The following is a 13,413-nucleotide window of genomic DNA, read 5'->3' as shown; positions in this document are numbered from 1 at the left end:
ATAGGGGCCGGGGTGGACGCCGAGGGGGGCGGCGGCTCCGACGGAGCCGCCGCGGGCGACGGCACCGCCGCCGAGCACGCCGCCGCCGTGCGGCTCGTGCTGCTCGACGCGGTCCTGGGCCAGCACGACGCGGCCTGGCTCGCGGCCTTCGACGGCCGGGGCGAGCGCCTCGCGGGACTCACGGCGGTCGCCGAGAACGCGGGCTGGTGGTGGCCGTACGAGAAGGTCGCCGTGGTGTGCGAAAGGCCCGTCGAGCTGCACCGGGACGAGGCCGGCCGGCTGGACCGCGGCGACGGCCCGGCCCTTGCCTACGGCGACGGTTTCGCCTTGCACGCCTGGCGGGGCATGGCCGTGCCGGCGGAGTTCCTCGCCGAACTGGGCGGGCTCACCCCGGAGCGCATACGTTCCGAGGAGAACGCCGAACTGCGCCGCGTGATGCTGGAGTTCTACGGCTACGAGCGCTATCTCGCCGAGTCGGGCGCGCAGCCGGTGGCCCGGGACGAGAGCGGAGTGCTCTGGCGGATCGAGCTCGTGGACGACGAGGACGTGGTCATGGTCGAGGTGGTCAACGCGACGCCCGAGCCGGACGGGACCTTCCGTACGTACTGGCTGCGGGTGCCGCCCCGGACGAGGACCGCCCGCGAGGGCGTCGCCTGGACCTTCGGGCTCACGGAGGCGGCGTACGAGCCGCTCGTCCAGACCTGAGCGGTCGGGCACGGGTGGTAGCCGGCGGCGGGTGGTGGCCGGCGGCGGGTGGTGGTCGAGCCGGGTGGTTGCCGGGGCGCGCCCGGCCTACGCCGGGGGCTGCGGGGGCGTCGTCGGCGGGGGTGCCGGCTGCGGGGGTGCCGGCGCGTCCAGCGACGGCAGCCCGAGTTCCCGGGCCAGGGCCGCGTCGGCCCACTCCAGCATGGCGGCGCGGGAGAGGGACCCGGCGTACGACGTCATCTGCACCGCAAGACCGTCCAGGAAGGCGGTCAGCCGCCAGGCGGCGGCCGCCGGATCGGCGCACGGGAACTCGCCGGCCGCCGCGCCCTCCGCGATCACGCGGGTCAGGGCCGACTTCCACTGCTGGTCGAGCGCCCCGGCGACCTCGCGGAGCGCCGGCTCCCGGAGGCAGGCCGCCCAGCCCTCGATCCAGAGCCGCCAGCCCTTGGCCTGCCCGGTCGGGGCGTACCACCGGACGGCCGCCCGGAGGCGGCGCAGGGCGGTGGTCCGGCGTCCCAGGAGTCGGCGCAGATGCACGAGGTCGGACTCGGCGGCATACGCGAACGCCTCCGCGACGAGCTTCTCCTTGGTCGAGAAGTGGTAGAGCACGAGCGCGTTGCTGACCCCGAGGGCGCTGGCGACATCGGCGATCCGGACGGCCGCCACACCCCGCTCCTCGATCTGCGCGACGGCGGCGCGGAGCAGCTCGTCCCGCCGTTCCGCCACGCTCAGCCGCACTCTCGTCACGCCGGTCAGCCTACACAGACCATGCCGACGGCATGATCATCTTTCTGGCTGGTCGGGTGATCTCGCTGGGTTCGTTCGGCTTTGGATCAGTACCAGCCGTACCGCTCCGCGATCTCCGGCAGCCGCTCCTCGACCAGCGCGTGGGCCGCGGCGCGCGGCGTGGTGCCGTCCGCCTCCGCCCGGTCCAGCATCCGGCCGACGAGGGCGCGCATGGCCGTCCGGATGTGGGCGAAGGCCTCGTCCGGGTCGGCGCCGATGTCGCCGAAGAGGGTCCACCACCACCAGGCGTTGGTGGCGGAGTTCACCACGACGTCCGGCAGGACCGTGATGCCGCGCGCGGCGAGGAGCGCCTCCGCGTCGGGGAGGACGGGCATGTTGGCCGCCTCGACGATCCAGCGGGCGGTGATCCTCGACTGGTTCCGGGGGTCGATCGCGTACGAGACGGCGGCCGGGACGAGCACCTCCGCGTCGACGGCGAGCCAGGCGTCGCCGGGCTCCTCCCGGTCCCCGGGCCGCAGCGCGGCGCGGTCCACGGTGCCGTGCGCGTCGCGCGCGGCGAGGAGCGCCTCGACATCGAGCCCGTCCGGGTTGGTCATCGTGCCCCGTACGTCCGCCACCGCCACGACCGTGAGCCCGGCCCTGGTCAGGAAGCGTGCCGTGGCCCCGCCCATGGTCCCGAAGCCCTGCACGGAGACCCGCGTACCGCCGTACGGCCTGCCCGCCCGTTCCAGGGCCACCAGAACCGACTCGGCGACCCCGCAGCCGCCCGCCAACTCGTCGAGGCCGATCCCGTCCACCTCGGTCGCGAACGCGTCGGCGAGCCTGCGCCGGGCCTGCGCCTCGTCGTCCAGGAGCGGATAGACGGCCTGCACCGAGGAGACGAGCCCCGCCTCGGCCGCCGCCCTGTCGACCACGTCCTGGGTCAGACCGAGGTCCTCGCCGGTGGTCCAGAAGCGTTCGACGTAGGGGCGCACCGCCCGCAGATAGCGGACCAGGACGCCGTACGCCTCGGGCGAGCGGGGGTCGCAGTCGATGCCGCCCTTGGCGCCGCCCAGGGGGACGTACCGGCTCTTCGGGTCGTAGTGCAGGGCCTCTTTCATGGTCATCCCGCGCGCGAGCCCGGCCACCTCCGCCGCTGTGCAGCCCTCGCGCATCCGCAGCCCGCCGCTGCACACGCCCCGCACCAGCCGGTCGATCACCAGATGCCCCTGTCGGCCGGTGACAGGGTCCAACCAGGTCAGCGAGATCAGCGGGGCGGTGGTCATGGGCGATCTCCGAGGGTGCGGCGAGGCTGCTGGTGGCTCTGTCGGTGGGACTGCTGGTGAGGCAGGGGGTGCTACTGAATGAGCGTTCAGTATCGCGCATGCTCCGGCCGGGAACGGCGCGGGCCGACCATAATGGAACGACCCCGACCACCAGGAGGTCCCGTGACCGGCACCGGCTCCGACCATTCGCTGCGGGCCAGGCTGCGCGCCCTGCGCCCCGAAGCCTTCGGCGCCGATCCCGAGGGAGAGCGCCTCGAGCGCATCCGCCGCTCGCCGAACTTCGCGGACGGCGTCTTCCAGAACCCCGTGGCCGCCCGGCACAGGCCGTCCGGCTCCACCGTCGAGTTCGCGAAGATCTACTTCCAGAAGGAGGCCCGGGCGCTCCGGGCCCCCACCGGCACGATCCCCGTGCACGCCACCACCGTGGCCGACCTCGCCAAGCCCCCGGTCTCGGGCCTCCGGATCACCTGGATGGGGCACTCCAGCGTCCTCGCGGAGATCGACGGCCACCGGGTCCTCTTCGACCCCGTCTGGGGCGACCGCTGCTCGCCCTTCGCCTTCGCCGGCCCCAAGCGGCTGCACCCGGTGCCGCTGCCGCTCGCCGCGCTCGGCCCGGTCGACGTCGTCGTGATCTCCCACGACCACTACGACCACCTCGACCTGCCCACGATCAAGGCGCTGGCCGGCACGGACACCGTGTTCGCCGTTCCGCTCGGCGTAGGGGCCCACCTGGAGCGCTGGGGCGTGCCGGCCTCCCGGCTGCGCGAGCTCGACTGGAACGAGTCCACCGAGATCGGCGACCTGCGTCTGACCGCGACCCCCGCCCGCCACTTCTGCGGCCGGGGTCTGCGCAACACCCAGCACACCCTCTGGGCGTCCTGGGTCGTCGCCGGCCCCGAGCACCGGGTCTACCACAGCGGCGACACCGGCTACTTCCCGGGCTTCGCGGAGATCGGCGCCGCGCACGGCCCCTTCGACGTGACCATGATCCAGATCGGCGCGTACAGCGAGTACTGGCCGGACATCCACATGACTCCCGCCGAGGGCGTCCAGGCCCACCTGGACCTCCAGGGGGGCCGCCCGCACGGCGTGCTCCTGCCGATCCACTGGGGCACCTTCAACCTGGCCTTCCACCCCTGGGCGGAGCCGGGCGAGTGGACGGGCGAGGCCGCCGAGGACGTGGGCCAGGCCGTGGCCGCCCCCCGCCCCGGCGAGCCGTTCGAGCCCGGCGAGAAGCTCCCCGAGGACCCGTGGTGGCGCGGCGTGTCCAGCCCGATCGCCCGCCCGTGGCGCCGCTCCGGCCGCGCCGAGGTGTCGCCCGAGCCCCGCAGCGGCGACCTCGACCTCGCGGGCGACCGCTGACGGCGCGCGTCCCGGCGGCGCGCAGCGGGCTTCGAAGGCCCCTGCCGCGGGCATCAGGAACGGGTGAAGTCCCAACGTTTCGGCCTGAGTTGGTACGACGTACCGCCACCGGTCTGGATCCGGGTCCTGCTCGTCCTCGTCAGCGGGGCCCTGGCGTGGTCGGCCGTGGGGAACGTCGTGGACGCCTACCGGGGAACGCTCGACTACCGCGCGGCGTCGGTCTGCGACCGGGAGGGATGCGTCCGACCCGCGGTCGGAGAGGTGCTCGACCGCAGGACGGGTGAGCGCTGCACGACGAGCAGCTCCAGCGGCGGTACGTCGGGGGGCACCGTGACGATCGGCGGCGCCGGGCCCGGTATGGCCGGCGGGGCCGGCGGGGGCACCGTGACGATCGGCGGCACCACCGCCGGCGGGACCACCACCACCTGCACGACCTATCACCAGCTGAGGGTCGGGTGGCAAGGCGACACGTCATGGCTGGAAGTGGAGCGGCGGGCCTATGACGAGGCGCGGCCGGGTGACCGCGCCGAACTGCGCTTCTGGCAGGGGAAAGCGGTCCGGCTGGAGGTGCGCGGGCACGTGAGCACGTATCCGCCGCCGACCCAGTCGAGGCTCTGGCCATGGATGATGGTGGTCTGGCTCGCCCTCGGCCTGCTGCTGGCGGGGGCCGTCGGCATGCCGCCCGTGTTCCTTCTCTTCGGCGGATTCGTCTGGGGCCTGGTCGGGATGTTCGTCGCCTTCGTCGCAGGTCTCCTGCTGCTCTGGTCGGTTTCCGCCCTGTTCGTGTTCCTCGGGATGCTCGCCGCCGTGCTGGCGGTGGTGGGCCTGCACCAGCGCTGGATCCTCAGGCCGAACTGAACCAGGCGGGTCGGGTGGCCTCCTCCGTCAGGCTCGGGCGGGTGTCGATGCGAACGCGAATGCGAATGTGAACGGTCGCGGCCGGGTCGCGGGGGTGGGGGGAGTGCCCCGCGGGGTGGAGGAGCGGGGTGCTCGGCTCGCTGTGTGAAGGGGGTGGGTGCGATTCCGGTCGACGGGATTCAGCCTTTGGTGGAGGAGGGCGGAGGCCTCCGGACGCCTCCTCCGTTCCGTGCCCCACCACCCGTGTCGAGTTCCGGCCATGCCTTCTCGGCCTGTCGTGCGAAGGCTGATACCAGAGTGAGTCCCGTCTACGGGTAAGTTTGCCAACTGCGCACCGCACATGAACGGTTGACGTCTACAGTGGGTGGTTGGTGATCATCGGTAGCCTCGTCAGACCCACGTAAGACACCCCCGTCGTACGCCGCATCCTGGGCACGTACCAAGGACACTCATGTCTCAACTTCGCGCACCCGCCGCGCGGTCCGAACGCCGTGAGGGCGGGCGGCACGGCCGGTCAGGCGCCCGTTCCGCTTCCGGTGCGGGAGCCCCCCCACCCGCGCAGCACACCGCGCCGCTCCCGACGGAAGCCCGCATACGCCCCCAACTCCTGCGCACCTCCGTGCTTCCCGCCATCGCGGTCGCACTCGGTGGCGCCGCCGCCGTTCTCTTCACGCTCCGGTCCACCGGAGCGAGCCCCACCCCTGGCCTCTGGGCCGCCCTGACGGGCGCCGCGGCCCTCACCGTCGCCTCCATCACCGCGGCGGCGCTCGGCGCCGACCGGGCGGCCAAGGCCGTCCTCGACCGCTGCAACGCCCTGCGCCGCTCCAGCGCGCGCGCCCAGAGTGAACTGCGTACGGTCGTCGAACAGTTGCGCAGGGGTGAGGGTGCCCCGGACCGCCCGGTCACGCTGCCGACGGTGGCCTCCGGAGACGAGTTCGACCTGCTCGCACAGGAGCTGAACCGCTCGCACGAGGCAGCGGTGGCTGCCGTGGTGCAGGCCTCCCGGCTCTCCAGCAGCGTCGGCAACGAACAGAAGGTCGAGGTCTTCGTCAACCTCGCCCGTCGTCTCCAGTCCCTCGTGCACCGCGAGATCCAGCTGCTCGACGAGCTGGAGAACGAGGTCGAGGACCCCGAGCTGCTCAAGGGCCTGTTCCACGTCGACCACCTGGCCACCCGCATCCGCCGCCACGCGGAGAACCTCGCCGTGCTCGGCGGCGCCATCTCCCGCCGCCAGTGGTCGAATCCGGTCACCATGACCGAGGTGCTGCGCTCCTCCATCGCGGAGGTCGAGCAGTACCCACGCGTGAAACTGGTGCCGCCCATCGACGGTACGCTGCGGGGCCATGCCGTGGCCGACGTCATCCACCTGCTCGCCGAACTCGTCGAGAACGCGACGGTGTTCTCCGCACCGCACACCACCGTGCTGCTGCGCGCCCAGTACGTCACCGCCGGCCTCGCCATCGAGGTCGAGGACCGCGGCCTGGGCATGCCGGTCACCGAGCAGAACAAGATGAACGCGCTCCTCGCCGACCCTGACCAGGTGAACGTGGCTCACCTGCTCCAGGACGGCCGCATCGGACTCTTCGTCGTCTCCGCGCTCGCCCGCCGCCACGGCATCGCGGTACGGCTCCAGTCCAACATCTACGGCGGTGTCCAGGCCGTCCTCGTGCTTCCCCAGGGCCTTCTGGGCGCCGACCCCGAAGGTCTCGCGCGCAGCGCGAACCAGACGGCCCAGATCCAGCAGGCCCCGCAGGCCCCGCAGGTCCAGCAGGCCCCGCAGGTGCAGCAGCCGCCCCAGGTCCCGCAGGGCCGGCCGGTGCAGCAGTCGCCTCAGGTCCCGCAGGCACCCCAGGTGCCGCACGTTCCGCACCGGCCGCAGGGTGCCCCACACCCGGCCGTCCACGGTGTCCCCACCGCTCCGGCACCGGCCACCCCGCCCGTACACACCAACGGGGCGGCTCCCGCCACGCACACGCCCGCGCCCGTACGGGCCGAGCACGCGTCGGCCGAACCCCCGCACCGACCGCTCACGTACACCACCTCCGCCCCCGCGATCCCCCTGCAGCAGGCCGAGGCAATGGAGCGAGCCCAGCCCCCGGGCCGCCCGCTGCTCCCCAAGCGGCGTGCCCAGGAGCACCTCGTCCCGCAGCTGCGGGACGAGCCGGTGGCGCGCAGGCCCGAGGAGCACGCCCTGCACGACCCGGGTCTGATGGCCGCGTTCCAGCGCGGCATCGGACTCGCGGAATCCCAGCCCTCCCCCCAAGAACCGCCGCGTCACGGTGACGCGCACAAGGAGTAGATGCACCATGGCGAGCAATGTGCCGAACGGCCATTCCTCGGATCTCGACTGGCTGCTGAGCGGTCTGGTCCAGCGGGTCCCGTACACGCGGAACGCGGTCCTGCTCTCCTCCGACGGCCTGGTCAAGTCGGTCCACGGCCTCGACACGGACGCCGCCGACCACATGGCCGCGCTGGCCTCCGGGCTGTACTCGCTCGGCCGCAGCGCCGGCGCCCGGTTCGGCGACGGGGGTGAGGTGCGACAGGTGGTCGTCGAGCTGGACTCGACGCTGCTCTTCGTCTCCACCGCCGGTTCCGGCACATGTCTGGCGGTCCTCGCCGGACGTGAGGCGGACGCCGCCGTCCTCGGGTACGAGATGGCGATGCTGGTCAAGAGCGTACGGCCGTATCTCGTCACTCCCGCCAGACAAGCGGCGGGGGCGGCGGGCAGCACGGGGCAGTGAGCGCGGTGTCCCCCCAGGAGGGGCCCTGGCTCGACGACGCGGCGGGCCGGCTGATCCGTCCGTACACCGTGAGCGGTGGCCGGACCCAGCCGACCACCGCCCTGGACCTCCTCTCCTTGGTGATGGCGACCGGCTCCTCCCCGCAGCCGCACATGGGTCCCGAGCACAGCCTGGCCCTGGGGCTGTGCGACGGACCCACCTCGGTGGCGGAGATCGCGGCGCATCTGCGATTACCCGCCGTCGTCACCAAGGTCCTGCTCTCCGACCTCGTGGACTGCGGGGCGCTGACCGCCCGCGCGCCCCGCTTCCACGCCAACCCAACCGACCGTTCCTTGCTGGAGGCAGTGCTCGATGGCCTACGACAACGGCTCTGAGCGCCACGAGAGCTTCACGACCGACCCGTTCCCCACCGCGCTCAAGATCCTGGTGGCGGGCGGTTTCGGCGTGGGCAAGACGACCTTCGTGGGCGCGGTCAGCGAGATCGAACCGCTGAGCACCGAAGAGCTGCTGACCCAGGTCAGCGCGGGTACCGACAGTCTGGAGGGCGTGGAGTCCAAGACCACGACCACGGTCGCCATGGACTTCGGCCGCATCACGCTCGACGACAGGAACGTGCTGTACCTGTTCGGCACCCCGGGCCAGGAGCGCTTCTGGTTCATGTGGGACGAGCTCTCCGAGGGCGCCCTCGGAGCCGTCGTCCTCGCCGACACCCGCCGGCTTCAGGACTGCTTCTCCGCCGTCGACTTCTTCGAGCGCAGGGGCATCGGATTCGTGATCGCGGTCAACGAGTTCGACGGCGCCTACCGCTACGAGCCCGACGAGGTCAGGGCCGCGCTCGACCTCAAGCCCGAGGTGCCCGTGGTGCTCTGCGACGCGCGGATCTCCAGCGCCGGCATCCGCACCCTCCTCACCCTCGTCCAGCATCTGCTCACCACCATCCCGGCCCCCGTGCCGAGCTACGGAGCACCGTCATGACCTACGACCCGACCGGTCACCTGCTGCTGACCCCCGTCGACCAGGAGGCACCCGCGCGTGTGCGGCGGCTGCGGGAACTGGGTCTCGGGGAGCGGCCGGAGCCCGCGTTCGACGAGTTCGCCCACCGGCTCGCGGAGGTGACCGGCGCCCCGTTCTCGATGGTCAACTTCATCGACGAGCACCGCCAGTTCTTCGCCGGGCTGCACACCCCGACGGGCACGCACAGCGGAAGCGACCTCAACGCGGCGGCCGGCGGGAACGTGGGCCGGTACATGGACCGCGACCACGGCTACTGCCCGCACGTCGTGGTGCGCCGCAAGGCGCTGGTCCTGGAGGACGTCTGCGACTACCCGCGCTTCGCGGGGAACCCGGTCGTGGACGAGATCGGCATCCGCTCGTACATGGGCGCGCCGCTGATCGACCGTACGGGGATAGCGCTGGGCACGATCTGCGTGGTCGACACGGACGTACGACCGTGGGGCCGGGCCGGTCTGGAGACCATCAAGTCGCTCGCCGCGGAGCTGGTGGAGCAGATCCACCGTCGAGAGGACGGCCTGATCTGAGCCCGCGTGGCGTGCGGAGCGGGGAGGAACGTGCCGAAGCGATGGCGCCCCGGGACGGCTCTCATAGGAGCCGTGCCGGGGCGCTTCTGTGTCTGTGATCATCGGTCATGCGTGTACCGGCTCCAGTTTGAGCAGGTCGGCGAGGCGCTCCGACCAACTCCCCTTGTCCTGGCCGAGAGCGACCTCGGCGAGGCGCAGCAGCTGGATGTCGGAGGTGCCGGCCGGGGCGAAGATGTGGTGCGCGTCGCGGAGGTAGCGCTCGATCGGCCGGTCGGTGAAGAGCCCGGCGGCCGCGTGGATCTCCATGGCGTTGCGACCGGAGTCGATCGCCGATTCGACGTTCACCAGCTTGGCGTTCATCAACTCGGCGTCGCAGGACAGGCCTTGGTCGAGAAGATGGACGGCGTGGTACGCGGCGAGCCGGGCCGTCATGAGCCGCGACTGCATCTGGCCGAGCTTCAGCTTGACCGTCGGCAGGTGGTGCAGGGGCTTGCCGTAACGGAGGCGCTCCGCGCAGAACCGGGTCGTCTCCTCCAGGATCGCCTGGTGGATGCCGAGGGAGACGGCGGTGAGGTTGGCCCGGCCGTACAGCACGCTGGAGGAGTACGCGACGGACAGGCCGTCGCCCTCGTCACCGAGCCGGTTGGCCGCCGGGACCCGGCAGTTCTCGAAGAAGAGCTCGCCGAAGCTGAAGCCGTGCAGGCCCATCGCGGCCTGCTGGGGACCGATCCTGAAGCCAGGGCGATCGGATTCGACCAGGAAGGCCGTCAGTCCCTTCGACCCAGGACCGGTCCTGACCACCACGCCGTGCAGATGACCGACGTGGCTGTTGCCCACGAAGACCTTGCTGCCGTTGAGGACGTAGCCGTCGCCGTCGCGGACCGCGGTCGCGCTCATCCCGAGGACATGCCCGCCCGACTCGGGCTCGGTGACCGCGATCGTCGGCAGGCACTCGCCGGCGGCGATGGCCGGAAGCCAGGTCTTGCGCTGCTCGTCGCTGCCGAAATGGACGATCTTCGCGGTGCCGAGCTGGGAGGCCTGCACCATGGCGCCCATCGCGCCGCTGACGCGCGAGAGTTCCTCGATGATGATGGTCTTGGCCAGATGACCTGCGCCCATTCCGCCGTACTCCTGGCCGATCGTGGCGCCCAGCCAGCCCTGCTCGCAGATCAGCCGGGACAGTTCGTGGTGCACGGACCGGGACGCCTCCATCTCGGCTATCCGCGGCCGAACCTCACGCTCTGCGAAGTCCCTCACCTGTGCTCGGAGTTGATGATGAAGTCGACTGCTGAAGTAGCTGTCCACGCGAGTCCTCCCCTGCTGTCATCTGCTCGATCGAGTGTTCGAGCAGATCGTGCATCGGCGGTGGTCCCGTCCCGAACAGGCCGACACTTCATGGTGTTGATCTTTACGGGGCGGAGCAATATCGCCACCGAGTTTGTCTCAAACCGGAGTGGTTGACGCCAGCAACTGACTGTGTTTCGGAGGGAGTTGACCTGTTCGAGTCGGTCACCAGGGCATTCCCCGTGGGCATCTTTCTGCCACATGCCAAGGGCAAACCGGTCGAGGGCATATGGCCTTGAGGGGGTCGGTGTCGCCCCATCCGTCACCTGTTCACCACAGGGTCGGCATCTCGGAAGCGTCCCGATATGCGGACGGGGCCGGAATCGTGCGGCCGGGTGTGCGTGAACCCTCGGGTCGGCGGCCGACGGGCGGCGTACGAGTGCACTGGGCGGCGCCGGGGCGCGCTACAGGGAGTGAAGGGGGCGCGCTCCGGCGCACGCGCGGCCGATCAGCGCGGTCTGCGGGTCTGCGGTCTGCGGTGGGCGGGTCGGCGGGTCCGCGGTCTGCGGTCGGCGGACCGGGTGTCGCTGTCAGTGGGGCGTCGTACGGTCGACGTATGGCCACCGCCGACGACGTACGCCGTATCGCGCTCTCGCTGCCCGGGGCGTTCGAGAAGCTCGCCTGGGGCATGCCCACCTTCCGGGCGGGCCAGGGCGGCAAGATCTTCGCCTCGCTGGACGACGACGATGAGGCGATGGGGGTGAAATGCCCCAAGGAGGAGCGTGCGGAACTGCTCGCCTCCGAGCCCGCCAAGTTCTTCGTCCGGGAGGGCCACGACGACGGCTATGCCTGGATACGTGTCCGGATCGGCGCCCTTGACGACGAGGACGAGCTCCGCGCCATCCTGGCCGATTCCTGGCGTCAGGCCGCCTCGCGCCGGCTGCGGGACCAGTATCCGGAGGTCGGCGTGCCACCGGAGGCGGGCTGAGGGCCCGCGGCCCGGTTCCGGCTCGCTCAGAGGCCGAGAAAGGCCGAGACGCGCTCGCGCAGCCCGGCCGGATCGAGGCCCTGCCCCGCGACGTGCTCGTCGAGGGTGCCGTAGCGGCGCAGCTCCCGGCGGGCGACACCGAGCCCGAGGACCCGGTGCGGGACCGCGGCGAGGGCGTCGCCCGCGGCGGCGGTCGACGTGCCGGCCAGGTACGGCTCCACCAGGACGACGTCCGGCCGCGCTCCGTCGACCGCCCGGCGCAGGCCTTCGGCGTCGAAGGGTCGCACGGTGGTGGTGTAGAGGACCGTCACGTCGAGGCCCTCGGTCGCGGCGAGCACGTTGTCGAGCAGCGGCCCGACCGCGACGACCACGCCCGCGCGCCCCTCGCGGACCGTGCTGAAACCGGGGGAGACGGGACGGGCGGCGCTGTTGGACTGGACGGAGAGCCGGACGTAGTCGAGGCCGTCGCCCGCGGCCGCCTGCCGCACGAGGGCCTCCGCCTCGTCCGGGTGGCCGGGGACGTGGATCGCCCAGCCGTCGAGGGTGTCGAGCAGGGCCACGTCGCCGGGCGCCATATGCGTCAGCCCGCCTGCCGGCCAGTCGTAGGAGGCGCCCGCGCTCACCAGCACACCGCCCACACCCTGGTGCCCGAAGTCCAGCTTGATCTGCTCGAAGGGCCGCTCGACCAGGAAGCTCGCGAACGTGTGCAGCACCGGCCGCATCCCGGCGAGCGCGAGCCCGCCGCCCGCGCCGATCAGCAGCTGCTCGCGGATCCCGACATTGATCACCCGGTCCGGATGGCGCCGCTCGGCCTCCCGGAATCCGTCCATGCTGATCTCGGCGAGGACGACCGCGAGCCGCGGGTCCTCGTCGAGCAGGCGGCCGGTGGTCGCGATGAAACGGTCACGCATCGTGTCCATGGAAGGGTCTCCTTCAGTGGGTCTCGTGGTCTCGGACGGCTGATCAGGCGTTCTTGGGCTCGACGCGGGCGACGACGGCGCGCGGGCGCCCGGGGTGGGGTGCGGTGTACGCGGCGTACAGCGCCTCGTGGTCCCGCCCGTCGACGGTCTCGGCGGACCAGCCGGCGGCCTCGAACCGCGAGGCGATCCCGCCGGGCCAGCCGTGGGTGGCCGAGCCGTTGTCGATCACGAGCGTGTGCAGCCGCTCGAGTCCCACGGACCCGGCGTACGCGATGGCCTCGTGGTTGCTGCCCTCGTCCAGCTCCGCGTCCCCGATGAGCACCCACACCCGCGCCTCGGGGACCCCGCGCGCCCGCAGCCCGAGCGCGCTCCCGACGGCGAGCGGCAGTCCGTGCCCCAGCGACCCGCTGCCGATCTCGGCACCGGGCACGAGGGTCCGGTCGGGATGGTGCCCGAGGGGCGAGTCGTACGAGCCGAAGCCCGTGAGCAGCTCCTCGGGGAAGAAGCCCTGGGCGGCGAGGACGGCGTAGTACGCCATGGGCCCGTGCCCCTTCGACAGCAGGAACCGGTCCCGGTCCGCCGCCTCCACGGTCTCGGGCGACACCCGCAGCACCCGGTCGTAGAGCACCCAGAGCGCGTCGAGGGTGGAGGTGGCGGCGGGCGAGTGCTTCTCGTCGCCGGTCATCAGGCCCATGAGGCCGTGGAGCCGGTCGATGTCCGTGTTCGTCATGCCACCCACGGTGCAACCTCAAGCTCGCTTGAGGTCAACCCTTAAAGCGGTTCGTGACCACCCACGGAAGTGCGGTATTGTTCTCATGCGCGTTCGGCCGGGGGAAACCCCAGGTCAGACGGGCACCGGGACGTGGCGCAGCTTGGTAGCGCACTTGACTGGGGGTCAAGGGGTCGCAGGTTCAAATCCTGTCGTCCCGACTGTGCGGAAACGCAGGTCGGAGGCCGTTCTCTCATCCATGGGAGGGCGGCTTTTCGTGTGTCTGGGCGCGGATG

The 13,413-nt window shown here is 71.9% G+C and carries 14 protein-coding genes and 1 tRNA gene; 10 read left to right on the top strand and 5 right to left on the bottom strand.

Annotated elements, in window-relative coordinates; all coding sequences use genetic code 11:
- Positions 1-705 (top strand): DUF6745 domain-containing protein (locus tag AB0E14_RS28065; RefSeq protein ID WP_362423935.1); only part of this gene is annotated, 705 nt, incomplete at its 5' end.
- Between the two features lie 87 nt (positions 706-792).
- On the opposite strand, the gene AB0E14_RS28060 is transcribed toward AB0E14_RS28065, so the two are convergent.
- Both AB0E14_RS28060 and AB0E14_RS28055 read right to left on the bottom strand, forming a co-directional pair.
- Positions 793-1,452 (bottom strand): TetR family transcriptional regulator C-terminal domain-containing protein, encoded by a 660-nt coding sequence (locus tag AB0E14_RS28060; RefSeq protein ID WP_362423932.1) that lies wholly within the window; start codon positions 1,450-1,452, stop codon positions 793-795.
- Between the two features lie 86 nt (positions 1,453-1,538).
- Positions 1,539-2,717, bottom strand: coding sequence for a Glu/Leu/Phe/Val dehydrogenase dimerization domain-containing protein (locus tag AB0E14_RS28055; RefSeq protein ID WP_362423928.1), 1,179 nt, complete (start codon positions 2,715-2,717; stop codon positions 1,539-1,541).
- A 162-nt stretch (positions 2,718-2,879) separates the two neighbouring features.
- Between AB0E14_RS28055 and AB0E14_RS28050 the strand changes: the two genes are divergently transcribed.
- The 7 genes from AB0E14_RS28050 to AB0E14_RS28020 all read left to right on the top strand — a co-directional run bounded on the left by AB0E14_RS28050 (position 2,880) and on the right by AB0E14_RS28020 (position 9,216).
- Complete coding sequence (locus tag AB0E14_RS28050) at positions 2,880-4,079, top strand: MBL fold metallo-hydrolase (protein ID WP_362423925.1); 1,200 nt, start codon at positions 2,880-2,882, stop codon at positions 4,077-4,079.
- Positions 4,080-4,142: 63 nt separating this feature from the next.
- Positions 4,143-4,937: a hypothetical protein gene (locus AB0E14_RS28045; protein WP_362423922.1), complete on the top strand. Its 795-nt coding sequence runs from the start codon at positions 4,143-4,145 to the stop codon at positions 4,935-4,937.
- 451 nt (positions 4,938-5,388) lie between these two features.
- Positions 5,389-7,236 carry an ATP-binding protein gene (locus AB0E14_RS28040; RefSeq protein WP_362423919.1) on the top strand — a complete coding sequence of 616 codons (1,848 nt, stop codon included), beginning with the start codon at positions 5,389-5,391 and terminating at the stop codon, positions 7,234-7,236.
- A gap of 7 nt (positions 7,237-7,243) precedes the next feature.
- Entirely contained in the window at positions 7,244-7,678 is a 435-nt protein-coding gene (locus AB0E14_RS28035; protein ID WP_215071982.1) for a roadblock/LC7 domain-containing protein, read from the top strand.
- Positions 7,675-8,052 (top strand): DUF742 domain-containing protein, encoded by a 378-nt coding sequence (locus tag AB0E14_RS28030; RefSeq protein WP_362423916.1) that lies wholly within the window; start codon positions 7,675-7,677, stop codon positions 8,050-8,052. The genes AB0E14_RS28035 and AB0E14_RS28030 overlap by 4 nt, the downstream gene beginning before the upstream one ends.
- A complete protein-coding gene (locus tag AB0E14_RS28025) occupies positions 8,030-8,653 on the top strand; it encodes an ATP/GTP-binding protein (protein WP_362423913.1) in 624 nt (207 codons plus the stop codon). Before AB0E14_RS28030 ends, AB0E14_RS28025 begins: the two co-directional genes overlap by 23 nt.
- On the top strand, positions 8,650-9,216 hold the full coding sequence (locus AB0E14_RS28020; RefSeq protein WP_362423910.1) for a GAF domain-containing protein: 567 nt from the start codon (positions 8,650-8,652) through the stop codon (positions 9,214-9,216). The genes AB0E14_RS28025 and AB0E14_RS28020 overlap by 4 nt, the downstream gene beginning before the upstream one ends.
- Positions 9,217-9,321: 105 nt before the next feature.
- Here AB0E14_RS28020 and AB0E14_RS28015 read toward each other — a convergent pair whose 3' ends face one another.
- Positions 9,322-10,521, bottom strand: a complete 1,200-nt coding sequence (locus AB0E14_RS28015) for an acyl-CoA dehydrogenase family protein (protein WP_362423907.1) — start codon at positions 10,519-10,521, stop codon at positions 9,322-9,324.
- A gap of 595 nt (positions 10,522-11,116) precedes the next feature.
- Here AB0E14_RS28015 and AB0E14_RS28010 point away from each other — a divergent pair.
- A complete protein-coding gene (locus tag AB0E14_RS28010) occupies positions 11,117-11,488 on the top strand; it encodes an MmcQ/YjbR family DNA-binding protein (RefSeq protein WP_362423904.1) in 372 nt (123 codons plus the stop codon).
- A 26-nt stretch (positions 11,489-11,514) separates the two neighbouring features.
- Here the strand turns inward: AB0E14_RS28010 and AB0E14_RS28005 are convergent, their stop codons facing one another.
- Together AB0E14_RS28005 and AB0E14_RS28000 are read right to left on the bottom strand one after the other, a co-directional pair.
- On the bottom strand, positions 11,515-12,408 hold the full coding sequence (locus AB0E14_RS28005) for a transketolase (protein WP_362423901.1): 894 nt from the start codon (positions 12,406-12,408) through the stop codon (positions 11,515-11,517).
- Positions 12,409-12,451: 43 nt separating this feature from the next.
- Entirely contained in the window at positions 12,452-13,138 is a 687-nt protein-coding gene (locus AB0E14_RS28000; protein ID WP_362423898.1) for a transketolase, read from the bottom strand.
- A gap of 126 nt (positions 13,139-13,264) precedes the next feature.
- On the opposite strand from AB0E14_RS28000, the gene AB0E14_RS27995 reads away from it, so the two are divergent.
- A tRNA-Pro gene (locus tag AB0E14_RS27995) sits at positions 13,265-13,338 on the top strand.
- Positions 13,339-13,413: the final 75 nt, after the last annotated feature.

It is taken from the genome of Streptomyces sp. NPDC047981, from assembly GCF_040653315.1.
Lineage (GTDB): Bacteria > Actinomycetota > Actinomycetes > Streptomycetales > Streptomycetaceae > Streptomyces.
Note: the sequence above shows the minus strand (reverse complement) of the source record. Positions and strands in the feature narration are given on the sequence as shown.

Bases quoted from the DNA above. Each gene is read 5' to 3' on its own strand.
- AB0E14_RS28055 (WP_362423928.1), bottom strand. From the start codon at position 2,717: ATGACCACCGCCCCGCTGATCTCGCTGACCTGGTTGGACCCTGTCACC.
- AB0E14_RS28035 (WP_215071982.1), top strand. From the start codon at position 7,244: ATGGCGAGCAATGTGCCGAACGGCCATTCCTCGGATCTCGACTGGCTG.
- AB0E14_RS28040 (WP_362423919.1), top strand. From the start codon at position 5,389: ATGTCTCAACTTCGCGCACCCGCCGCGCGGTCCGAACGCCGTGAGGGC.
- AB0E14_RS28025 (WP_362423913.1), top strand. From the start codon at position 8,030: ATGGCCTACGACAACGGCTCTGAGCGCCACGAGAGCTTCACGACCGAC.
- AB0E14_RS28000 (WP_362423898.1), bottom strand. From the start codon at position 13,138: ATGACGAACACGGACATCGACCGGCTCCACGGCCTCATGGGCCTGATG.
- AB0E14_RS28010 (WP_362423904.1), top strand. From the start codon at position 11,117: ATGGCCACCGCCGACGACGTACGCCGTATCGCGCTCTCGCTGCCCGGG.
- AB0E14_RS28005 (WP_362423901.1), bottom strand. From the start codon at position 12,408: ATGGACACGATGCGTGACCGTTTCATCGCGACCACCGGCCGCCTGCTC.
- AB0E14_RS28020 (WP_362423910.1), top strand. From the start codon at position 8,650: ATGACCTACGACCCGACCGGTCACCTGCTGCTGACCCCCGTCGACCAG.